Below are 20,875 nucleotides of genomic sequence, written 5' to 3'. Positions count from 1 at the left end.
GACGAGCAGGGTTCATCGGGACGGCTCCGCCGGGCGGGCGGTCACGGTGGTAGTGGCCTCGCCGGAGCGCAGCACGGTGCCGGGCGTGGCACCGGTGAAGGCGCCGGCTCGCACGATCTCGACGCCGTTGACCAGCACGTGCTCGATGCCGTCCGCCTCGGCGACCAGCCGGCTGGCCCCGCCGGGCAGGTCGTCGCGGGTGCGCTCCGGGCGCGGCCGGACGGTGGCGGGGTCGAAGATGGTGATGTCCGCATGCACGCCCTCGGCCAGGACCCCCCGGTCCACGAGGCCGTACAGGCGGGCAGGCACCGCGGTGAGCTGGTGGACCGCCTCCTCCATGGTGAGCAGCTCGCGGTCGCGCACGGCTTCGCCGACCAGGAACGAGCTGTAGGTCGCCCCACACATCATGTCCAGGTGGGCGCCGGCGTCGGAGGCGCCCACCACGGTGCGCGGGTCGCGCCACACCTCGGCCCGGGTGCGCCAGAGTTCGTCGCTCTCGGGGAGCATGCCCGGCGACAACCCGGTGCGCAGTCCGTCGGCGATCACCACGTCACAGAGCGCGTCGAAGGGCTCCGCCCCGGTCCGCTCGGCGATCTCGCCCACCGTGAGGCCCTCGTACGGTGCGGTCTCCGGCGAGAAGGTCTCCACCACCCGCAGGTACTTCCAGCGGGCCAGCGCGCCGATGACCCCCGCGTCGGGCGACCGCGCGCCCTCGTCGAGGCGGCGGCGGGTCGCCGGGTCGCGCAGCGCGGCGAGCCGCTCGGCCACCGGCAGCCCGAACAGGTCCGCCCACCCGGGAAGAGCGTCGAGGATCATGCCGGACAGGAACGTCAGCCGCAGCTTCATCCCCTGCGGCAGGGTGAGCGCCACCACCCGACCGCCGGCCTCCGCCGCCCGGTCCGACAGCGCGAGCTGCTCCCGCCAGCCGTCGTTGTGCCCCACACCGAGCACGTTCCAGTTGAGGGGGCGGTCGGCGCGGGCCGACATGGTGGACAGGAACGTCACCTCGTCGGGGCTGAAGCCGTTGATGCAACCGGGCACGATGGCCTCGAGCTGGGTGCCGGGGAACTCGCCCACCACGTCGCAGAGCCGGAAAACCTCCTCGTCCGTCGCGGCCCGCGACGGCACCGGGTTGCCCTCGCCGTCGTGGTGGGTCGGCGCCCGCGAGGTCGACAAGCCCAACGCGCCCGCGGCGAGCGCCTCCCGCAGCAGCGCGGCCATGGCCTCGATCTGCTCGGCGCTCGCCGGATGACCCACCGCGTCGTCGCCCATGACCGCGCGCCGGATCGGCGAGTGGGCAGCGAGGAAGCCGGCGTTCACCGCGATCGAGCCGGGCAGCCGGCCGAGCCAGTCGCCGAACGAGGTCCACTCCCAGTCCAGCCCGGCTTCGAGGGCCGTGAGGGGGATGCCCTCGACCCGCGACATCATCCGGGCCAGGTAGCCCTCGTGGTCGGCGCCAGCGGGTGCGAGCGCGAAGCCGCAGTTGCCGCCGAAGACCGTGGTGACCCCGTGCAAGGGTGACGGGCTGGCGGTGGGGTCCCACAGCAGCTGGGCGTCGTAGTGGGTGTGGAGGTCGACGAACCCGGGCGCCACCACCAGCCCGGTGGCGTCGATGGTGCGGCGGGTCGGTTCGCCGATGGCACCGAGTGCGCCGATCGCCACCACGCGCCCGCCACGAACCGCCACGTCCGCCAGCCGGCCGGGTGAGCCGGTGCCGTCCACCACCGTGCCGCCACGAATCAGCAGGTCGAGCATCACGCCGCCTTCCGGGTCGAGGTCGGGAGCTCGTGGCGGAACAGACGGCTGGCGTTGCGCCACGCGATCATCTCCGCCTCCTCCACCGGGAGCGGCGCGAGGGCCTGCTCGGCCCGGGTGCGGGTCTCCGGCCAGGTGGAGTCGGCGTGCGGGTAGTCGCTCTCCAGCACGATGTGCTCCACGCCGATCTCGTGCCGGAGCACCAGGCTGGCGTTGAGGTCGATCACGGAGAACCAGAAGTTGCGCCGGAGCACCTCGCTGGGGCGGTGCTCACGGTCGGCCCAGGCGCCGCCGCCGGTGGCGGAGTGGTCCATCACGTAGTCGAGGCGGTGGATCAGCATCGGCACCCAGTCGATGCCGCTCTCGGCCAGGCAGATCTTCAGGTCCGGGAAGCGCACGGGCACCCCGGACCACAGCCAGTCGGCCGCGGTGACCAGCGCGTTCACCGGGAACAGGCTGGTGAGCAGCTCGAGAGGCGCTCCCGGCGAGCGCGAGGCCGACCAGCCGGACGAGGCGCAATGGAGGCACACCACCGTGCCGGTCTCCTCGCAGGCCGTGAGGAACGGGTCCCAGTGGTCGGTGTGCAGCGAGGGCAGGCCCACATCGACCGGGTTCTCGAGGAAGCTCACCGCCTTGAAGCCCCGGGCCGCGTTGGCGCGCACCTCCTGCGCGGCGAGCACGGGATCGGCGAGCCACGGCAGCTGCAGGGGGATGAACCGTTCGGGGTTCGACCCGACCCACTCCTCGAGCTGCCAGTCGTTCCAGGCCCGCACGCAGGCCACGCCGAGCCGCGGGTCGCGGCTGCCGAGGAAGACCGTGCCCGCGAACCCGGCGATGAGCGAGGGGTAGCAGAGCTGGACGTCGACGCCGTCGAGGTCCATGTCGGCGACCCGGGCCACCGGGTCCCAGCAGCCCCGGCGCATCTCGTCGAACCGGGCCGGATCCATGCTCCACTGGTCCTTGGGCCGGCCCACCACCGCGTTGAGCCCGATCTGGGGGTAGCGCTGCCCGTCGTACTCCCAGGCCTCGGTGCCGTCCGCAGCGGTGACGATCCGCGGGGCATCCGGCTGGAGGGCGGCGGGCAGGCGGCCCTCGAAGAGGTGGGCGGGCTCGATCACGTGGTCGTCCGCGGAGATGATGCGCAGCGTCATCTCCGGTTCCGCCTCGCCGTGCCGTTGGGTGCCGACATGCCGTGCCAGCAGAAGGACCACACGTGCTCGGCGACTTCGCCCGGCGGGCGGGGATCCCGGCCCAACGCCAGCTCGTGGATGCAGCGCAGCACCAGCGTGAAGACCAGCGTCGCGTCCCGCCGGGTGTCCTGCGCTCGGGCCGCCCCGCTGTCCTGCGCCCGCTCGAGCAGGTCCACCAACAGGTCGAGGAACGGGGCGACCGCTTGTTCCATCTGGTCGGGCCGCTCCTCCGAGAGCCGACCGTACTCTCGCACCAGGACCCCGACGTAGCCCTCGTCGCCGGCGGCCATCAGTTCGAACAGGCCGGTGACCCACGCCCGAACCCGCTCGAGGGGGTCGTCGTGGGCCTCGACCATCTCGGCGAGGAAGAGGGCGCCGACCGCGCAATCTTCCTCCAGCAGCGCCAGCAAGAGATCGTCCTTGCCGTCGAAGAGTCGGTAGAAGCTCTTGAGCGACTGCCCGGAGCGTTCGACGACCTGCTGCACGGTGAACGCGGCGCTGGCCGACTCGGTGGCGAGCGAACGGGCGGCAGCAACGAAGCGCGAGAGCCGCTCGACCGAACGAGCCCTCGCCTCCGACAGCGAGCGGTCGAGCGCCCGGGCCTGCCAGGCAGGGATAGCAGAGATCTCGTGATGGGAGAACGGCATTCTCCCGAATCATGACAGCCGGGGCAGGATGGAACAAGGCCCTCCCGCGGTTGGATGGAGGGATGATCCCTGTCAGGCGTCTCAACCACGCGGTGCTCTACGTGCGGGACGTGGACCGCAGCGTCGCCTTCTACCGCGAGGCGTTCGGCTTCGAGGTGGTGGAACAGGTCCCCGGCCGGGCCGCGTTCCTGCGGGCCGCAGGCTCGGGCAACCACCACGACCTCGGCCTGTTCGCGGTGGGGCCCACCGCGCCGTCGCCCCCTCCCGGGTCGGTGGGCCTCTACCACCTCGCCTGGCAGGTCGACACCATCGAGGACCTCGCCGGCGCGGCGGCGACGCTGCGGCAGCTGGGCGCGCTGGCGGGCGCATCCGACCACGGCACCAGCAAGTCGCTCTACGGTGTCGATCCTGATGACAACGAGTTCGAGATCATGTACCTCGTCCCCCGCAGCGACTGGGACGCGTACGAGGGCCGGGCACCAGTGATGCCCCTGGACCTCGATCGCGAGCTGGCCCGCTACGGCTCCCGCGGCGAGCGGTGAGCGCGCCCGTGCCCCTGCCCGAGCCCGACCCCGACGTCCCCACCATCCCCGCGGCGACCGTCGTGCCGCTACGCGACGGGCCGAGCGGGCTGGAGACGTTGATGCTGCGCCGCAACTCGGCACTGGCGTTCGCGGGAGGGATGTGGGTGTGGCCCGGCGGGCGGATCGACGAAGCCGACCACGTGGCCGGCCACCCCGGCGACCTCGAGACCGCGGCCAGGCGGGCCGCGGTGCGCGAAGCCCGGGAGGAAGCCGGCCTGGTGCTCGAGGAGGAAGGGCTGGTGTGGTTCTCACACTGGACCCCGCCCCCGGTCCGGATGCGCCGCTACGCCACCTGGTTCTTCGCCACCCGGGCCCCCGACACCGAGATCGTGGTCGACGGCGGGGAGATCGAGGAGCACTGCTGGACCACCCCCGCCGAGGCGATGGCCCGGCGCAACGCTCTCGAGATCGAGCTGGCGCCGCCGACCTGGATCACCCTGGAGCAGCTCCGGCCCTACCGCACCGTGACCGAGGTCCTCGGCGCGCTGGCCGCGCGGCCCGCCGAGCACTTCGCCACCCGCTTCGCGATGGTCGAGGGTGGTGTGGTGGCCCTCTACCACGGCGACGCCGGCTACGAGACCGCCGACGCGGTGGTCGACGGCGCGCGCCATCGCCTCTGGATGCTCGAGAGCGGCTGGCGCTACGAGCGCGACCCCGCCAGCAACGCCCCCTGAGGAGTGGCTCGCGGGGTCGAGGTCCGCTGGACGAACGCCCCCGCCTCCACCGAGCTGTCGGTCTGCGAGCAACCACCCTCCGCGACAGCCTGGTAGTTCACCCTCACCGCCGGCACCGACACCGTGCGCCCGCGCTCGTCGATGACCGCCAGCTCGCGCCAGTGGACCTCGGTGGGTGGCGCGTCGCAGTCGGCGAACACCTCGGACCAGACCAGCGCGTCAGCGAGGTGCCGCCCCGGCGCGAACAACTCCCGCACCACCGTGACCTGGCCACCACCTGCCAGGTCCACCACCTCCCCCCGCCAGCTCGTGGCCCCCGGCGGTGCGCCCGGCGCCAGCTCGCCCGATCGCCGGATCCGCAACCGGTAGGGCCGGGCCGGGTGCCAGGCGAAGTCCCGGGTGTTGGGGTTGCCGGTCGCCGACGGCAGGGGCGAATCGCTGCCGGCCAGCTCCCCTCCCCCGGCCCCGTAGCCGCCCCAGTTGATGGCGGTGCGCCCAGGGTGGCTGGGGTGCCACTGCAGACCGAGGTGCGCCGCACCGCCGTGGCGCCCGGCCTCGGTGAAGGTCACCTGCAGCGCCCAGAAGTAGAGGGCGTCCACCGACGGGGCCACGGTGACCTCGAGCGTCGCCTCCGCCGCCACCCACTCGCCGGAAGGCACCTGCCAGGCGAGGTGGAACGACGAAGCCCCGTTGGCGGAGCGGGGCCGCCCGGCGGTCCCGTCCCAGCGATCGGCGCCGATCACCCGGCGCCACCAGCCGCTCACGTCCCGCCGGTGTCGGCCGGACCGGGCGGGTCGACCGGGCCAGCGGCCCGGTGGGCCCGCCAGTCACCCGACGCGATCACCCTGCCGTCCGGGACCTCACCGGTGAAGACGTAGGCCCACGCCTCGACGCCCGGCTCGACCGTCACGAGCCGGGTGCGGACGAACAGCGACCGCTCGGGGGACGCGGGATCGAATCCCTCGTAGCGGTCGAGGACCTCGAGCACCCCCGCGTCGGCGACCCGGACGAGCTCGCCGATGACCCGGCCGGCGGGCTCGAGCACCAGCCCCGGGTACCAGCCGAGCTCGACGAGGGTGCCCGCCAGCACGCACGGCCCACGCGGCTGCAGTCGGCCCTGGAGCCCGAGCCGCTCCTGGCCACCCTCACCGCTCATGAGGGTGCCGTACAGCGCGAACAGCTCCGGCTCCATCAGCGCACCTAGGCCTGGCTCATCCTCCCGCCGGGCGCCCGAGCTTCGCGGCGATGGCTTCGATCCGCGAGTAGCGCTCGCGCACCTCGTCGCGGAACCGGGAGTTGTCGGTGTCCGCGATCTCGTAGCGCATGTCGGCCAGCGTCTGCTCGAGCAGCTCCGCGAGCAGCGCCACCTCGTCGTCGGTCAGGCTCAGGTCTGGCATCGGGACCTCCTGGAGTGTGGAGCGACGGTTGCCGGCTCAGAGGAAGGCGGGCACGAAGACCAGGGCCACGATGGTCATGACCTTGATGAGGATGTTCATGGACGGGCCCGAGGTGTCCTTGAACGGGTCGCCCACGGTGTCGCCCACCACGGCCGCCTTGTGCGAGTCGGAGCCCTTGCCGCCGTGGCTACCGGCCTCGATGTGCTTCTTGGCGTTGTCCCACGCGCCGCCGGCGTTCGCCATGAAGATGGCCAGCGCGAAGCCCGACACCAGTGCCCCGGCGAGGAAGCCCCCGAGAGCGTCGATGCTCACGAAGCCGAGCACTAGGGGGATCACGATCGCCAGCGCGCCGGGCAGCAGCATCTCCTTCAGCGCGGCGTCCGTCGAGATGGTCACGCAGCTCGCGTAGTCGGGCACCACACCCTCCTTCCCCTCGCGAAGGCCGGGGATGTCGCGGAACTGGCGGCGGACCTCCTCGATCATGCGGTTCGCGGCCCGGCCGACCGCGTCGATGGTGAGGGCGGCGAACAGGAACGGCAGCATGGCCCCCAGGAACACCCCGGCGAAGACCCACACGTCACCCAGGTTCAGGTCGAGCGTCTGGCCGCCGCTCTCCACCGCCTGCTGGAAAGCCTTGAACAACGCCAGCGCGGTGACCGCCGCAGAGCCGACCGCGAAGCCCTTCGCCACCGCCGCGGTGGTGTTGCCCAGCGCGTCGAGCGAATCGGTCACCTCCCGGACCTCCGACGGCAGGTGTGCCATCTCCGCGATGCCGCCCGCGTTGTCAGCGATCGGGCCGTAGGCGTCGACACTGACCACCACGCCGGTGGTGGCCAGCATGCCGATGGCCGCGATGGCGATGCCGTAGATGCCCGACAGGTCGTTGCCGGGCAGCGCGTGGTCAGCCGCCCAGTAGGCACCGCCCACGGCCACGAGGATCAGCAGCACCGCCGGGGCCACCGAGAGCAGGCCGGCGGAGACGCCACTCAGCACTGTGGTGGCCGGGCCCGTCTCGCTCTGGCGGGCGATCTTGCGCACCGGGCCGTAATGATCGGAGGTGAAGAACTCGGAGACGAAGCCGATGCCCATCCCCACCCCCAGGCCGAGCACCACCGCCAGCGGCATGCCCCACCAGTTCTCGACCCCTTCCACGTCGTTGAAGAAGAGGTAGCCGAACACGAACGCCAGCACCACGGTGAGCACGGCGGCCACGTTGGTGCCCATGTGGAGCGAGCGAGCCAGATCCTTGCTCGTGGCATCGGCCTTCGCCCGCACGGTGAACGCGCCGATGATCGACGCCACCATGCCGAACGCCCCGATGGCCAGCGGGAACAGCAGCGCCCGCTCCTGGAACGCCTCGTTGCCCGAGAACGCGAAGGCCGCCAGGGCGATCGGCGCGATCAGCGATCCCGCGTAGCTCTCGAACAGGTCGGCGCCCATCCCGGCCACATCACCGACGTTGTCGCCCACGTTGTCCGCGATGGTGGCCGGGTTGCGGGGATCGTCCTCGGGGATGCCAGCCTCGACCTTGCCCACCAGGTCCGCGCCCACATCGGCCGCCTTGGTGTAGATGCCGCCGCCGACCCGGCTGAACAGCGCGATCGAGCTGGCACCCAGCCCGAAGGCGGTCACCACCTCGAACGCCTGGTCGACCTTCAGCACCTTCACGAACACGATGTAGGCCACCGACAAGCCGAACAGGGCCAGCCCGGCGACGGTGAACCCCATCACCGCGCCACCCTTGAACGCCAGCGGCAGCGCGGCCTGGGGCCCGGTGCGCGCCGCCTGGGTGGTGCGAGCATTCGCCATGGTGGCGACGGTCATACCGACGAAGCCCGCCAGCCCGGACAGGCACGCCCCGGCCACGTAGGCGATCGCGCCCCACGGGCGGCCGTAGTCGAGGAGCACCGCGATGAGCACGGCCATGATCACCACGAACCCGGCCACCCACGTGTACTCGCGACGCAGGAACGCGCGGGCCCCCTGCTGGATCGCGTTCATCAACTCCACCATGCGGTCGTTGCCGGGGTCGGCCTTCTTCACCACACCGAAGAAGAACGCGGCGAGCACCAGGCCGGCGAGGGCCGCGAGTGCGCTCACGTAGGGGACGGCGTCCATGCATCAACTCCTTGCAGGCAGCGCCGCACCGGCTCACCGGCCCTCGGCCGGCTCTCGGTTGGCCACGGCGCGTCTCGTCGGGACAGCACACGAGCCTAGGCGGTCGCACACCACCCCTCGCGCACGCTGGCCGGAATCAGGAGCGGGGGGACGCCGCGCCCGCCGCACCGGGCCCGAACCCGGTTCGCGAGAGGCGGTAGAGCACGTGCCGGGTGAGGGCCATGCCGGCCTCGACCAGCGGGTGCTCGAAGTCGTCGCGGGGGTCACGAGTCATGCCCAGCCGCTCCATGACCCGCTGCGAACGGCTCGCAGTCCTCCTGGCGTCAGGGCCGCAGGACGAGCCGCTCGGTGCGCAGCTCGGCCCGCCCCGCGGTCATGGGGTGGCGGTCAGCCCTGCTCGGGCGGGCAGCCCATCTCCAGCACCGCGGGCGCTATGCCGGCGCTGGCCGCGCCGCACGGTTCGTCGCCGAGGCTGGTCCACGATCCGTTCTCTGACTGCAGGATGTAGTGGAACGTGGTCGTGCTCCCGTTGCCCACCGTGCCGGTGACCCCCGCATAGCCGTCGGCGCAGACGTAGCCGGTGATCACGTCGCCCTGCGGGATGGCCGCCACCAGCGCCGTCGGGGTGCAGGGGGCCTGCCCGCCGGCGGTGGTGGTGGTCGTGGAGGCGGTGGTCCCGGTGGTGCCGCACACCTTCTTCCCCGCCTGAGCAGCCGCTTCGAGCGCCTTCGTGGTGGCCGCGTCCATCTCACCGTTCGCCGCCAGGCCCTCCGCCTGCTGGAACTCGACGATGGCGGCCTCCGTGTGCGGGCCGATGACCCCGTCCACTCCACCGGGGTTGCAGCCGACCTCGGTCAGCCACTGCTGGATCTGCTCGTCGTAGCGCACGCTCGCCGCGTTGCTGGGCACGACCGTCGTGCCGCTGGCCGCGGCCGTGGTGGTGGACGCGGACGACTCCTGCTTGTCCTTCCCGCAGGCGGCGAGGACCAGGACGGCGGCGGCGATGCCGGCTGCGATGGTCAAGCGACGTCGACGACTGGTGATCACGAGCCCCTCCCTGTGAAACGACGGCGGGACGCTACCAGCCGCCATCGGGCGACCGGGGGACCGATGGGCTCGCCGGATCGCACCGCCCACCGTTGAATTGCCTCAACGGGCCCTGGGCGCGGGACCCCGTGTGTGCTAACCGGGCACGCGCCCCCGTGATCTCGTCTACTCGGGAGCTCCCGCGCGAACAGCGGCCGTCGAGCGAGAAGACGATGCCCCACCTGCCCGCCATCCACCTCCCCCGGCGCTGCGCCATCGCTCTCGCGGCTGCCGCCGCGATCGCGGCCACCTCGGCGCTCGTCCTACTGGTCGCCTCCGGCGACCGTCACCCCGCCGGAGCCGCTCCCGTTCTGCACCAGGATCTGGACCGGGGCCGAGGACGACTACCCTGGTCCACCCCGCGAACTGGCAGCCCAGCGGGCGGCCCGGGCAGAGCGACTACGCCTGCGCGGACGAGTGGGCCGACATCTACTTCGACGACGACGTGGTCCGCACGGTCAAGGGGCTGAACATCAAGGCGAGCCTGACCATCGACTACGGCGAGCTACGCATCGGGCTCAGCTCGGCGTCGGGCTTCGAACCCTCCTACGACGCGCCCAGCCCCCGACCCGGTCAGCGTGGCGTGGGCCACGACGATGCCGTACACGAAGCCCGGCACCGTCGCCGCACCGACGACGTTGGTGGCGATGGCGATCCATGGCGCCAGCCCGACCAGCGTCCCGAACCAGAACGGGAGCATCGAGGTCCTGGGCCGCCCGGGCGGATTGGTGAGCTCCTGCACCCACCCGAAGAAGATCATCCCCACGTTCGCTCCCGCGATGGCGATGACCGCGGTGACGTCGGTGATCCCGCTGTAGAGCGCGATGAGCAACACCATGACCGTGGCGCTGAGGGCGTACTCGACCCAGCGGAAGCGGTTGATGCCCTGGCGCAGGTCGTGCTCGTAGAGTCCCCGACCCACCGTGGCGGTCGTCAGATGATCGACGGCCGCCAGAGCCAGGAACACGGCGAGGCCGGCCCGACCCGCACGTCGAGGATGCTTTCCGGTGCCGGCAGCGCCGTGCCGGGTGGCCCGGTCGGGAACGTCGACGTGATGGTGACCGCGAAGTGCCCAGCGAGGACCAGGATCAGCACTGCCTGCGCGCCGTGGAGCACCGCCAGCCCGACGTTCCAGCGACGCAGCCGGGCGAGACGTACCTCGGTCACACCGGCGGCGACGGTCGTGCGCTCGTTCACCGCCCGGGCCTCACCACCAGCATGACCGGTCTCTACCCAGCGATCGGCGGGCCACTCACCTCCAACCGAGCCCCACGAGTCGCGACCGGGTCCGGCATCGCTGACCGGACCCGGTCACCTCGGTCACTCGCCCGTGTCGAGCTCAGCTGCAGCCGCTGGTGGTGCCGCAGCTCGGGCAGGCGTGGCAGCTCCCGGCCCGCACCATCTGCACCCCGCACTGCATGCACATCGGCGCGTCGCTGTGGCGCACCTCCGGCTGGCGGGCCCCCACACCGGGCTCGACCCGGCCCACGAGCGTGGACGCCGACTCGATGGACGGTGGGTCGGCGGGCAGCTCACCCTGGCGGGTCTCGACGACGGTCTCCTCCACCCCGGGCAACGTCGGCTGGGTGCGCTCCGCCGTGGTGAGGATGTTCAGCTCGGCCCGCTCCTCGGGCGAGAGGTACATCACCGCCAGTTTGCGGAACAGGTAGTCCATCAGCGAGCTGGCGATGCGGATGTCCGGATCGTCGGTCATACCCGCGGGCTCGAAGCGCATACCCGTGAAGGCCTCCACGAAGCTGCGCAGCGGCACGCCGTATTGCAGGCCGTGGCTCACCGAGATGGCGAAGGCGTCCATGATGCCCGCCAGGGTCGAGCCCTGCTTGGAGACCCGCACGAAGATCTCACCCGGGCGGCCGTCGTCGTACTCCCCGACCGTCACGAAGCCCTTGCAGTCCGCCACTCGGAACTCGAAGGTGCGCGAGGTGCGCGAGCGGGGCAGCTTCTGGCGCACCGGCTCCTGCACGATCCGCTCGACGATCTTCTCCACCACCTGGGTCGCCGCGGCCGGGGCGTCGGAAGCTCTCTCCTTCTTCGCGGTGGCGAGCGGCTGGGCCACCTTGCAGTTGTCGCGGTAGATCGCGATGGCCTTGAGACCCATGCGCCAGGCGTCGATGTGGAGCTGCTCCACGTCCTCGACGCTGACCTCCTCGGGCAGGTTGACCGTCTTGGAGATGGCGCCCGAGATGAACGGCTGCACCGCCGCCATCATCTTCACGTGGCCGAGGTAGTGGATGGTGTTGTCACCCATCGAGCAGGCGAACACGGGCAGGTGCTCCGCCCGCAGGTCGGGCGCTCCGACGATGCTCTTGTGCTCGTCGATGTAGGCGACGATCCGGTCGATCTCGTCGACGCTGTAGCCGAGGGTGCGCAGGGCCCGGGGCACGGTCTGGTTGACGATCGACATGGTGCCGCCGCCCACCAGCTTCTTCATCTTCACGAGCCCCAGATCCGGCTCGACGCCGGTGGTGTCGCAATCCATCATGAGCCCGATCGTGCCGGTCGGAGCGAGGACGCTGGCCTGCGAGTTTCGCACCCCGTACTCGGATGCGATCTCGCAGGCCTCGTCCCAGCTGCGCTGGGCGGCGGAGAGCAGCTCGTGAGGGACGAGCTCCTCGTCGATCTCCGCCGCCGCGGCGCGATGCAGGCCGAGGACCCGCAGCATGTGCTCCTCGTTCTCCGTGTAGCCGGCGAACGGCCCCATGCGCACCGCGGTGCGAGCCGAGGTGGCATAGGCATGACCGGTCATCAGGGCGGTGATCGCCGCCGCCCACGCCCGGCCGGCGTCGGAATCGTACGGCAGGCCGAGGGCCATGAGCATCGCCCCGAGGTTGGCGTAGCCGAGCCCGAGCTGGCGGAAGCGGCGTGAGGTCTCACCGATGGCCGCGGTCGGGTAGTCGGCGTTGCCGACCAGGATCTCCTGGCCGGTGAACACCACCTCGACCGCCCGCTCGAAGCCCTCGATGTCGAAGGTGCCGTCCTCGTCGAGGAACGTGAGCAGGTTGAGGCTGGCCAGGTTGCACGCCGAGTTGTCGAGGTGCATGTACTCGCTGCACGGGTTGCTGGCGTTGATGCGGCCGGTGTTGCAGGCGGTGTGCCAGTGGTTGATGGTGGTGTCGAACTGCATGCCGGGATCCGCGCACTCCCACGCCGCCTGGGAGATCTGGCGCAGCAGGTCGCGGGCCCGGACGGTCTTGATGATCTCGCCGGTGGTGACGGCCCGCAGGTGCCAGTCGGCATCGTCGAGCACCGCTTGCATGAACTCGTCGGTGACCCGCACCGAGTTGTTGGCGTTCTGGTACTGGATGGAGGTGATGTCGACACCGTCGAGGCTCATGTCGAACCCGGCGGCCTCGAGGGCACGGGCCTTGCGCTCCTCGCGGGCCTTGCACCAGATGAACTCCTCGATGTCGGGGTGGTCGACGTCGAGGATCACCATCTTCGCCGCACGCCGGGTCTTGCCACCCGACTTGATCGTGCCGGCCGAGGCGTCCGCGCCACGCATGAAGCTCACTGGCCCGGAGGCGGTGCCACCGCCCTTCAGCAGCTCGTGGCTCGAGCGGATGCGGGACAGGTTGATGCCCGCGCCGGAGCCGCCCTTGAAGATCGTGCCCTCCTCCACGTACCAGTTGAGGATCGAGTCCATCGTGTCCTCGACGGAGAGGATGAAGCACGCGGACGCCTGCTGGGGCACGCCGGCCACCCCGATGTTGAACCACACCGGGGAGTTGAACGCCGCCCGCTGGGTGATGAGCAGGTACTTGAGCTCGTCGCTGAAGGTCTGGGCCTCGTCGTCGTCGACGAAGTAGCCGTCGCGGCGACCCCACTCGGTGATCGTGTCGACCACCCGATCGACGACCTGCTTGAGCGAGTGCTCCCGCTCAGGGGTGCCGAGGGTCCCCCGGAAGTACTTCTGGGCGACGATGTTGGTCGCGTTCTGGGACCAACCCACGGGGAACTCGACGTCGGTCTGCTCGAAGGCCACCGAGCCGTCTCGGTAGTTGGTGATGCGAGCATCGCGACGCTCCCACGCCACCATGTCGTAGGGGTGGACCCCCGCGGTGGTGAAGTGTCGGCGGATGCCGATGCCCGCTTGCTCCGGCGCCATGGCCATGGGCTGCTTCCTCCCCGGATCGGTTCCGTGTCTGGGCCTGTCGATGTGGCTCGGGGAACGCTGGGGGCTCTCCAGGTTACCGGCGGACGAGCCGGGAGCCGCGGGCGCGCCGTGTGCCACGCCGCGACGACCACCACAAGATGTTGTGGTCTGCCAGCCCCACGTGCCCCCCTGGCCACAAGATGTTCGGTGATTACATCACCGTAATTACGAGGTTGTCAACGGTTGATCCGCGAGTCGGGAGCCGTCGGAGCACAACGCCAGCAGACCGACGCGTGCTGCGGCGCGAACGAGCAGGTCAGGAGGTGTCCGCGCGGACTCGAGGTCGCTCGTCGAGCTCCCACTCCCCTCACGCGGTCCCCCAAGGAGTCGTCCTGCCAGCGAGAACGCAGACGCCTTACCACCATCCGCCGTCCGCGCCGCAGCCGTCGTTGCACGGATCAACCTACGAAGAACGGCCTGTGGGACAAAAGAGGTACAACCCTGTGAATTCGCGGTGGATTCTCGGTGACCACGTCCACAGGCTTGGGGACGCCCCGGCCGCGAGGCGCGCCGGCTCGCGTGTCAGCCGGTAGCCCGGGTCGAGCCCGGCGCCGCTGACCCCGCGACCGGGTGACGGCCCAGGGCGTGCTCGGGCAGCCCCACGACGGGCGATCCGTAACCGGGCAGACCCTCGGCCGCGCCGAGCTGATCGACGACGGACTGAGCGAGGCGACGGGACAGCACGATGGACAGGTGGCCGTGATCCTTGACCAGGATGTTGGTCGCCCGCAGCTCCGGCTCGAGGATCATCGCCCGGCGAGCCGGGACGATCATGTCGAGGTTCGAGTAGTACGCCACGAACCGGGTCGGGAGCGCACGGGCGCTGTAGCGCAGCAGCGTCATGACCTCCGAGTCCGGGCGCAACTGCAGCCCGCTCGCCAGGGGGCTCAGGGCCGCGAGCGGCGAGCCGTAGCTAGCCAGCCGCAACCCACCATGAGGTGAGGCGATGGTGATGCACACATCGACCCCCTCCAAGCCGAGCACCTGCACCGCATAGCGAGCGATGACCCCACCGAGGGAGTGGCCCACGAGATGGATGCGCTCCACCCCCAACCGTCCCCGGAGCTGCTCAGCGCACTCGGCGCATCGCTGCGCGAGCTGCGGGATGTCGGCGGCGAGCGGGTTGTAGTCGAACGCGTGCACCCGGGCGAAGCCGGCCTGCTCCAGGTAGCGGCGCAGGAACAGCCAGTTCGACTTGTTCGCCCCGTACCCGTGGACCAGCAGCACGGGCGTCTCGACGGTGCTCGGCAGCTCCTCGAGGCGGCCGACGTCGGCCAGGTCCGAGCTGGTGAACCCGAGCGGCCACATCCCCGCGGTGATGACCGTGGAGAGGGCCTCGCGCAGTTGACCGGCGTAGGACGCCGGTCGGCGCGCCGCGTGGAGCACCGCGCCGACCGGCTCGACCGCACGCTGCAGAGCCCCCATCGTCCTCCTCACCACTCACCACGCGCCGCCGGGTAGACCGCCGGACCCGACCGCTCACGCAGCCCGAACGGATTGGAACGGCGTTCTGCAGCGGGTTCTACCCGAGCATCGGCACCCGATCGCGGACCCTGGAGCCTCCGCAACGACATTGCAACACGGCCGAATCGGTCGCCCGGACCTCCCGACTTGCTCTGGCCGGCCGGCGGGGCATCCGCCGCCGGTCGGGCCCGTTGGGTTCGCTTGCGGTCGCGGGCGGAGCCGAGTGCTCCCGCCGGTCGCTACTAGCGTCGGCGCCATGCGGCAACTGCTCCCCGAGCCCGCTGGCGACGTCGACGGACCCGAGCTGTATCGCACCGACCGGCGGGCGCCGCTCGAGCGCCGGCCGTGGCTGGCCGTGAACATGGTGCAGAGCGCGGACGGCGCCACGGCGCTGGAGGGCCGCTCGGGTGGTCTCGGGGGCCCCGCCGACCGGGCCATCTTCACCGCCCTGCGCTCCATCGCGGACGTGATCCTCGTGGGGGCGGGCACCGTGCGAGCCGAGCACTACGGCCCACCACGCACCTCGGCCCGGGACCAACGCCTCCGCCTCGAGCGAGGCCAGGAACCGCACCCCCGCATCGCCGTGGTGTCGGGCCGGCTCGACCTCGACCCGGGAGCCCGGCTGTTCTCCGACCCGGCCCGGCGGCCGCTGGTGCTCACCATCGAGAAGGCTGATGCCGAGCGCCGAGCCCGGCTGGCGGCCGTGGCCGACATCATCGACGCCGGAGACACGACCTTCGACCCCCTGGCGGCGCTGGCGACCCTGCGGGAGACGGGAGCGGGAGTGGTCCTCTGCGAAGGCGGACCGGCCCTCAATGGCGAGCTGGTCAACGCAGGGGTCATCGACGAGCTCTGCCTGACGATCGCTCCCCTGCTCGTCGCCGGGCCGTCCCCCCGCTGCGCTCACGGGGCCGAGCCGCCGCAGCCGGAAGGTCTCGTGGTCTCACGGGTGCTCGAGGAGGACGGGTCGCTCTTCCTGCGCTACCTGCGCCGTGAGCTGGCTCAGTGACGCTTGGGGGCGGTCGACTTGGTGAGCAGCCGCACCTCGCGCTGGAAGTCGGCCGGGTCCTCGAACCCCTTGTAGACACTCGCGAAGCGCACGTAGGCCACCTGATCGAGCTCGCGCAGACCGTCCAGCACCGCGAGCCCGATCTGCTCGCTCGTGACCTCCCCACCGCCCAGCCGGAACCGGTCCTCGAGATCGGCCGCGAGCTCACCGATCTGCTCGAGGGTCACCGGCCTGCCCTTCGCCGCCGCAACCACACCCATCTCGATCTTCGAGCGGTCGAAGGGCACCCGGTCGCCCGAGCGCTTCACCACGACGATGGGCTGCTCCTCGTGGCGCTCGAAGGTCGTGAACCGATGACCGCACTCGAGACACTCCCGCCGGCGCCGGATCGTGGAGCCGTCATCGGCCATGCGCGAATCGACGACCTTGTCCTCGACACTGGTGCAGGCCGGACAACGCACGCCTTCGACGCTACCGCCGGCGATCTGCACAGCGCAGGCCCGAGGCGTGGCGAGGACGAGCACGCTCGGGCTGGCCCGCGCCGGGCGGTGAGCCGAGGGATGCCGCTCAGTCGGCGGGCGCATCGAGCAACAGCCGCTGACCCACCTGGATGCTCGCTCCGCCGTTGCGGTCGGCCAGCCGGTCCACCAGCGGGCGCAGGTCGCCCTCAGGTTGGAGCCGGCGCGCGATCGACCACAGGGTGTCGCCGGGTTGCACGACGTACATCTCTGCCCGGCTCGGAGCTACACCGGTGGGCGCCGGGACCGACGGGGCGCCGGAGTCGCGGGTCGGCCCGGCAACCTGGTGCCCACCAAGCAACGCTGCAGCGCCGATGGCCGCCAGGTACATGACGCCGGCGACCAGCACGAGGAGTGCCGCGGCCGCGAGCCGGCGGCGGCGGTAGACGGCCGCGGGTGCGCGCCTGGCCGCGCTGCGGCCACCAGGGATGACCCGCAGCTCGGGCCGGCGAGCGGGCGCGAGGCCAGGGGTGGGAACAGGTCGGGGGGCGACCGGGCGGTTGGGGACGATGACGGCGGCCATGGGACGAGTCTCCTCAGGGGGTGTGACACTTGCGCCGGTTCAACGCACGCCGGCACGGCACCACCCGCCCAGTGGAGGCCGCGGGAACAAGTGTTCCGGGAACGTGCGTTCGATCCATGGCCCTCATGGTGACACGAACATGCGTTCGGGTCAAGGGTGATCCCGAACAGGTGTTTGCACCTGTGCCTGGCTGTTGCTACGCTACGAACATCTGTTCGCAGCACCGCTGCGGCGCGACCACGAGTGGCACGACCACGAGTGGGCGTGTCCACGGGCGATCCGACCGCGGACGACGCGGCGAGGAAGGGAGACCGCCGATGTCACCGAGTCCGACCCAGCTGACCCGGCGCCAGCAGGACATCCTCGACTTCATCGAGCAGCAGATGCGTGATCGCGGCTACCCCCCGTCGGTCCGCGAGATCGGGGAGGCGGTCGGTCTCACCTCCCCGTCCACGGTGCACAGCCACCTGGCCACGCTCCAGCGGCTCGGCTTCCTCAAGCGCGACCCCACCAAGCCCCGGGCGATCGAGGTCCGCTACGACCCGAGCTCGGGCGCGCCCGACATCGACCGCCGCCCGGTCCGCCACGTCCCCCTCGTGGGCGACGTCGCCGCTGGCACCGACGTGCTGGCCCAGGAGAACGTCGAGGAGGTCCTCCCCCTGCCGGCCGACTTCTGCGGCGAGGGCGACCTGTTCATGCTCCGGGTCCGGGGTGACTCGATGATCGACGCCGGCATCCTCGACGGCGATTTCGTCGTCGCTCGGGCGCAGCCCGAGGCCGAGAAGGGCGACATCGTGGTGGCCGGCATCCCCGGCGAGGAAGCCACGGTCAAGACCTTCAACCGCAAGGGCGGCAGGGTGGTTCTCGTGCCGGCCAACGAGCGGCTATCACCGATGGAGCTCGATCCGGCCGACGTGACCATCTACGGGAGGGTCGTCACCGTGCTGCGCAAGCTCTGACCAGCCTGACCTCAAGCCCCGCGGCGGAGCAGGTCGGCGAGCGCCCCGTGCACCCGCTCGAGGTCGGCCCGCTCGACGTACTCGTCCCGGGTGTGTGCGATCGCCGCATCACCCGGCCCGAAGTTCGCGGCCGGGACCCCGCGAGCAGCGAAGAAGGCGACGTCGGTCCAGCCGAGCTTGGCCCGCACCGGCAACCCGTTGCGCTCGATCAGCGCGCCGAGCAGAGGGTGATCGAGCGCTGGCGCGGCTGGCGGCGCCTGATCGACCACCGTGAGCTCGTCACCCTCCTCCAGCCAGGGAGCGATCACCTCCCGTACGTGCGCCAGCGCGTGCTGCGGGGTGCGGTCCGGCGCGAACCGGTGGTTCACCTCGAGCACGACCCGGTCCGGCACGACGTTGCCCGCGACCCCACCCTCGACGGCCACCGCTTGCAGCGCCTCCCGGTATCGGCAACCCTGCAGCACCGGCCGACGCTCCTCGTAGCCCGCCAAGGCGGTGAGCAACCCGCCCAACCGGTGGATGGCGTTGCGACCCATCCACGGCCGCGCCGTGTGCGCCCGCTCCCCATGCAGCACGATCCGCAGGCGCATCGTCCCCTGACATCCCGCTTCGACCGCTGCCAGCGTGGGCTCACCCAACAAGGCCACGTCGCCCGCCAGCAGGTCCGGGCGCGCCGACCACACCTCGGCCAGACCGCTGTGCTCGGCCGCCACCTCCTCGCGGGCGTAGAAGACGTAGGTGACGTCGACCGCGGGCTCGGTGACCGTCTCGGCCAGATCCACCATGACGGCCAGGCCACCCTTCATGTCGGCGGCACCGAGCCCACGTAGCCGATCACCCTCGACCACGGCCGCCTCGTTGCCGTCGGCGGGCACCGTGTCGGTGTGGCCGGCCAGAACCACCCGGTGGGGCCGGCCGAGCTGGGTGCGTGCCACCAGGTTGTCGCCCACCCGGGTGACCTCCAGACCCGCCACCGCCCGGAGCCGGGCCTCGAGATGGTCGGTGATCGCGGCTTCGTGCCAGCTCACCGAGGGGATCTCCACCAGTGACGCCGCCAGCGCCAGCAGGTCCGAGCCCATGGGTCAGGTCGCGGCGCCGTGGGTACGGAGCACCTCGTTGAGCGCGGCCTTGTCGTGGCGCTCCCCCGGCTCGAGGTGCTTGACCACGAGCACGCAGGGCAGCCCGAACTCCCCACCGGGAAACGATCGCGGCCGGGTTGCCGCCACCGCGACGCACCACGGCGGGACCACTCCCCGGCCGAGCTCCTCGCCGGTCTCCGCGTCGATCACCGGGATCGACCCGGTGAGGATGCACCCGGCACCGAGCACTACCCCGTCGCCGACCCGAGCCCCTTCCGCGACGATGCAGCGGCTGCCGATCAGACAGTCGTCGCCCACGATGACGGGCACCGCGTTGGGTGGCTCGAGGACCCCGCCGATGCCCACCCCCCCGGAGAGGTGCACGTTGGCACCGATCTGGGCGCACGATCCCACCGTCGCCCAGGTATCGACCATGGTGTTGGCCCCGACCCGGGCGCCGATGTTCACATAGCTCGGCATGAGCACCACACCCCGGTCGAGGAACGCCCCGAACCGGGCCGAGGCTCCGGGCACCACCCGCACCCCTGCCGCCTCGAAACCGCTCTTCAGCGGGATCTTGTCCGCGTACTCGAACGGGCCGAGCTCGATGGTGGCCATCGCCGACTGCTTGAAGTACAGCAGGATCGCCTTCTTGAGCCACTCGTGCACCACCACCTGCCCGCCACCGTCGATCTCGGCCACCCGAGCCTCACCGCGGTCGAGCAGGGCGATGGCCTCGAACACCGCTTGGTTGGCCTCCACGTCGTCAGCTGCCAACTCGGCCCGGTGCTCCCAGAGGTCTTCGATGCGTGCGCGCAGATCGGCCATGGGCGGCGAGGCTACCGGACCGCCCGCAGGCCGCCGCGCCCGCGCGGCACGAGGGATGGGGCCCCATGCTCCGTTCCCGCTCGCGACCGCCAGGCCCGAGCCAGCAGGCCGACGCCCGCCACCACCGGCGCCACCCCGACCACGAGCGGCACCAGCACCGACCCCATCCAGGTGAGACTCGCCGGACGGCCGATGGCCACGGTGGCAGCCGGATCAACCCGGTACAGTCCGGCGGGATACGTCCCCGGCGGGCGGGCATCGACCCGGACGAGGTAACGACCGCCCTCGGGGACCCGGAAGCGGGCCACCGCCCGCCCCTCGTGGAAGGGCACCCGGTAGCTGTCCGCCGCCCCAGGGTCGGTGGGATCGATGAGGTAGGTCACCTCCACGGGCTGCCCGCGCTGGTCGATCACCGACACCTGCAACGGCAGCGGCGGCTCGTCACCGGCCGCGCCGGTGAACTCCTCGAACAGGAGGTAGGTGCCGCCTTGGCGGACACTGATGGTCCGGTCCGCGTCCCCGAGCGTGAACCGAGCGAACCCGTAGGGGGACACGGCCGCAGCCCACACCACCACCGCCACCATCCCGACGACGATCAGGGCGGCGCCGAGCGCGCCGGCCAACGACATCGACGACGGTCGCCGGGCCCGGGCCTCGGGGAGCGGTGGCGCCAGCACGATCGGGATCACGGCTGGTCACTACCCGCTTCGAGGCGATGCTTCGCCATCGTCACCCGGTGGGGCCCATGGCGACAGGCCGGGCTCGTCGTCGCGTGGCGGGGCCGGAGGCTCCCAGGGAGGTGGTGGCGGTGGGATCACCTCGGGAGGCGGCACCGGGGCGGGCGGCGGCCACCCCGACGACGGCGCGGCC

20 protein-coding genes and 1 pseudogene are annotated in these 20,875 nt (G+C 71.5%); 4 read left to right on the top strand and 17 right to left on the bottom strand.

Features of this window, described 5'->3' with window-relative positions; all coding sequences use genetic code 11:
- Positions 1-12: 12 nt before the first annotated feature.
- Genes HZF19_RS15005 through HZF19_RS14995 form a run of 3 tightly spaced genes read right to left on the bottom strand, consistent with a single transcriptional unit; the run spans position 13 to position 3,592 of the window.
- Positions 13-1,818 carry an N-acyl-D-amino-acid deacylase family protein gene (locus HZF19_RS15005; RefSeq protein WP_307781247.1) on the bottom strand — a complete coding sequence of 602 codons (1,806 nt, stop codon included), beginning with the start codon at positions 1,816-1,818 and terminating at the stop codon, positions 13-15.
- Entirely contained in the window at positions 1,755-2,906 is a 1,152-nt protein-coding gene (locus HZF19_RS15000; RefSeq protein ID WP_208029614.1) for an amidohydrolase family protein, read from the bottom strand. The genes HZF19_RS15005 and HZF19_RS15000 overlap by 64 nt, the downstream gene beginning before the upstream one ends.
- Positions 2,903-3,592, bottom strand: coding sequence for a TetR/AcrR family transcriptional regulator (locus HZF19_RS14995; protein WP_208029613.1), 690 nt, complete (start codon positions 3,590-3,592; stop codon positions 2,903-2,905). The genes HZF19_RS15000 and HZF19_RS14995 overlap by 4 nt, the downstream gene beginning before the upstream one ends.
- A gap of 62 nt (positions 3,593-3,654) precedes the next feature.
- Here HZF19_RS14995 and HZF19_RS14990 point away from each other — a divergent pair, with 62 nt between their 5' ends.
- Together HZF19_RS14990 and HZF19_RS14985 are read left to right on the top strand one after the other, a co-directional pair.
- Positions 3,655-4,134: a VOC family protein gene (locus tag HZF19_RS14990; protein WP_208029612.1), complete on the top strand. Its 480-nt coding sequence runs from the start codon at positions 3,655-3,657 to the stop codon at positions 4,132-4,134.
- Positions 4,131-4,850, top strand: a complete 720-nt coding sequence (locus HZF19_RS14985) for an NUDIX hydrolase (RefSeq protein WP_208029611.1) — start codon at positions 4,131-4,133, stop codon at positions 4,848-4,850. Before HZF19_RS14990 ends, HZF19_RS14985 begins: the two co-directional genes overlap by 4 nt.
- Here the strand turns inward: HZF19_RS14985 and HZF19_RS14980 are convergent.
- From HZF19_RS14980 to HZF19_RS14940, 9 genes and pseudogenes are all read right to left on the bottom strand, one after another.
- Positions 4,817-5,614: a hypothetical protein gene (locus HZF19_RS14980; protein WP_208029610.1), complete on the bottom strand. Its 798-nt coding sequence runs from the start codon at positions 5,612-5,614 to the stop codon at positions 4,817-4,819. The genes HZF19_RS14985 and HZF19_RS14980 overlap by 34 nt on opposite strands.
- Positions 5,611-6,042 (bottom strand): gamma-glutamylcyclotransferase family protein, encoded by a 432-nt coding sequence (locus tag HZF19_RS14975; RefSeq protein ID WP_208029609.1) that lies wholly within the window; start codon positions 6,040-6,042, stop codon positions 5,611-5,613. The genes HZF19_RS14980 and HZF19_RS14975 overlap by 4 nt, the downstream gene beginning before the upstream one ends.
- Positions 6,043-6,061: 19 nt before the next feature.
- Complete coding sequence (locus tag HZF19_RS14970) at positions 6,062-6,247, bottom strand: hypothetical protein (protein ID WP_208029608.1); 186 nt, start codon at positions 6,245-6,247, stop codon at positions 6,062-6,064.
- Positions 6,248-6,283: 36 nt separating this feature from the next.
- A complete protein-coding gene (locus tag HZF19_RS14965; protein ID WP_208029607.1) occupies positions 6,284-8,365 on the bottom strand; it encodes a sodium-translocating pyrophosphatase in 2,082 nt (693 codons plus the stop codon).
- Positions 8,366-8,501: 136 nt separating this feature from the next.
- Positions 8,502-8,639: a hypothetical protein gene (locus tag HZF19_RS14960; protein WP_208029606.1), complete on the bottom strand. Its 138-nt coding sequence runs from the start codon at positions 8,637-8,639 to the stop codon at positions 8,502-8,504.
- Between the two features lie 113 nt (positions 8,640-8,752).
- Positions 8,753-9,412 (bottom strand): peptidoglycan-binding domain-containing protein, encoded by a 660-nt coding sequence (locus HZF19_RS14955; RefSeq protein WP_208029605.1) that lies wholly within the window; start codon positions 9,410-9,412, stop codon positions 8,753-8,755.
- A gap of 544 nt (positions 9,413-9,956) precedes the next feature.
- Positions 9,957-10,546, bottom strand: a pseudogene (heR, locus tag HZF19_RS14950) (heliorhodopsin HeR).
- A gap of 244 nt (positions 10,547-10,790) precedes the next feature.
- The gene (locus HZF19_RS14945) at positions 10,791-13,583 is read right to left on the bottom strand and encodes a vitamin B12-dependent ribonucleotide reductase (protein ID WP_208029604.1); all 2,793 of its coding nucleotides are present in this window, start codon (positions 13,581-13,583) and stop codon (positions 10,791-10,793) included.
- Between the two features lie 564 nt (positions 13,584-14,147).
- The gene (locus tag HZF19_RS14940) at positions 14,148-15,050 is read right to left on the bottom strand and encodes an esterase/lipase family protein (protein WP_208029603.1); all 903 of its coding nucleotides are present in this window, start codon (positions 15,048-15,050) and stop codon (positions 14,148-14,150) included.
- 295 nt (positions 15,051-15,345) lie between these two features.
- Between HZF19_RS14940 and HZF19_RS14935 the strand changes: the two genes are divergently transcribed.
- Entirely contained in the window at positions 15,346-16,098 is a 753-nt protein-coding gene (locus HZF19_RS14935) for a pyrimidine reductase family protein (protein ID WP_208029602.1), read from the top strand.
- Here the strand turns inward: HZF19_RS14935 and nrdR are convergent.
- Both nrdR and HZF19_RS14925 read right to left on the bottom strand, forming a co-directional pair.
- Positions 16,092-16,559 carry a transcriptional regulator NrdR gene (gene nrdR / locus HZF19_RS14930; protein ID WP_307781246.1) on the bottom strand — a complete coding sequence of 156 codons (468 nt, stop codon included), beginning with the start codon at positions 16,557-16,559 and terminating at the stop codon, positions 16,092-16,094. The genes HZF19_RS14935 and nrdR overlap by 7 nt on opposite strands.
- Positions 16,560-16,665: 106 nt before the next feature.
- On the bottom strand, positions 16,666-17,139 hold the full coding sequence (locus HZF19_RS14925; RefSeq protein ID WP_208029600.1) for a LysM peptidoglycan-binding domain-containing protein: 474 nt from the start codon (positions 17,137-17,139) through the stop codon (positions 16,666-16,668).
- 317 nt (positions 17,140-17,456) lie between these two features.
- Here HZF19_RS14925 and lexA point away from each other — a divergent pair, with 317 nt between their 5' ends.
- A complete protein-coding gene (gene lexA, locus HZF19_RS14920; RefSeq protein ID WP_208029599.1) occupies positions 17,457-18,098 on the top strand; it encodes a transcriptional repressor LexA in 642 nt (213 codons plus the stop codon).
- A gap of 11 nt (positions 18,099-18,109) precedes the next feature.
- On the opposite strand, the gene dapE is transcribed toward lexA, so the two are convergent.
- The 3 genes from dapE to HZF19_RS14905 are packed head-to-tail and all read right to left on the bottom strand — an operon-like array spanning position 18,110 to position 20,694.
- Positions 18,110-19,177 carry a succinyl-diaminopimelate desuccinylase gene (gene dapE, locus HZF19_RS14915; protein ID WP_208029598.1) on the bottom strand — a complete coding sequence of 356 codons (1,068 nt, stop codon included), beginning with the start codon at positions 19,175-19,177 and terminating at the stop codon, positions 18,110-18,112.
- Between the two features lie 3 nt (positions 19,178-19,180).
- On the bottom strand, positions 19,181-20,005 hold the full coding sequence (locus HZF19_RS14910; protein WP_208029597.1) for a 2,3,4,5-tetrahydropyridine-2,6-dicarboxylate N-succinyltransferase: 825 nt from the start codon (positions 20,003-20,005) through the stop codon (positions 19,181-19,183).
- Positions 20,006-20,016: 11 nt separating this feature from the next.
- Positions 20,017-20,694, bottom strand: coding sequence for a hypothetical protein (locus tag HZF19_RS14905; protein ID WP_208029596.1), 678 nt, complete (start codon positions 20,692-20,694; stop codon positions 20,017-20,019).
- Between the last annotated feature and the right edge of the window lie 181 nt (positions 20,695-20,875).

It is taken from the genome of Rhabdothermincola sediminis (assembly GCF_014805525.1).
In the GTDB taxonomy this organism is placed as follows: domain Bacteria; phylum Actinomycetota; class Acidimicrobiia; order Acidimicrobiales; family Acidimicrobilacustridaceae; genus Rhabdothermincola; species Rhabdothermincola sediminis.
Note: the sequence above shows the minus strand (reverse complement) of the source record. Positions and strands in the feature narration are given on the sequence as shown.

Coding starts and splice junctions, on each gene's coding strand:
- HZF19_RS14970 (WP_208029608.1), bottom strand. CDS start 6,247: ATGCCAGACCTGAGCCTGACCGACGACGAGGTGGCGCTGCTCGCGGAG.
- HZF19_RS14960 (WP_208029606.1), bottom strand. CDS start 8,639: ATGACTCGTGACCCCCGCGACGACTTCGAGCACCCGCTGGTCGAGGCC.
- HZF19_RS14975 (WP_208029609.1), bottom strand. CDS start 6,042: ATGGAGCCGGAGCTGTTCGCGCTGTACGGCACCCTCATGAGCGGTGAG.
- HZF19_RS14965 (WP_208029607.1), bottom strand. CDS start 8,365: ATGGACGCCGTCCCCTACGTGAGCGCACTCGCGGCCCTCGCCGGCCTG.
- HZF19_RS14995 (WP_208029613.1), bottom strand. CDS start 3,592: ATGCCGTTCTCCCATCACGAGATCTCTGCTATCCCTGCCTGGCAGGCC.
- HZF19_RS14935 (WP_208029602.1), top strand. CDS start 15,346: ATGCGGCAACTGCTCCCCGAGCCCGCTGGCGACGTCGACGGACCCGAG.
- HZF19_RS14945 (WP_208029604.1), bottom strand. CDS start 13,583: ATGGCCATGGCGCCGGAGCAAGCGGGCATCGGCATCCGCCGACACTTC.
- HZF19_RS14990 (WP_208029612.1), top strand. CDS start 3,655: ATGATCCCTGTCAGGCGTCTCAACCACGCGGTGCTCTACGTGCGGGAC.
- HZF19_RS14910 (WP_208029597.1), bottom strand. CDS start 20,005: ATGGCCGATCTGCGCGCACGCATCGAAGACCTCTGGGAGCACCGGGCC.
- lexA (WP_208029599.1), top strand. CDS start 17,457: ATGTCACCGAGTCCGACCCAGCTGACCCGGCGCCAGCAGGACATCCTC.
- HZF19_RS14925 (WP_208029600.1), bottom strand. CDS start 17,139: ATGGCCGCCGTCATCGTCCCCAACCGCCCGGTCGCCCCCCGACCTGTT.
- HZF19_RS14940 (WP_208029603.1), bottom strand. CDS start 15,050: ATGGGGGCTCTGCAGCGTGCGGTCGAGCCGGTCGGCGCGGTGCTCCAC.
- HZF19_RS15000 (WP_208029614.1), bottom strand. CDS start 2,906: ATGACGCTGCGCATCATCTCCGCGGACGACCACGTGATCGAGCCCGCC.
- dapE (WP_208029598.1), bottom strand. CDS start 19,177: ATGGGCTCGGACCTGCTGGCGCTGGCGGCGTCACTGGTGGAGATCCCC.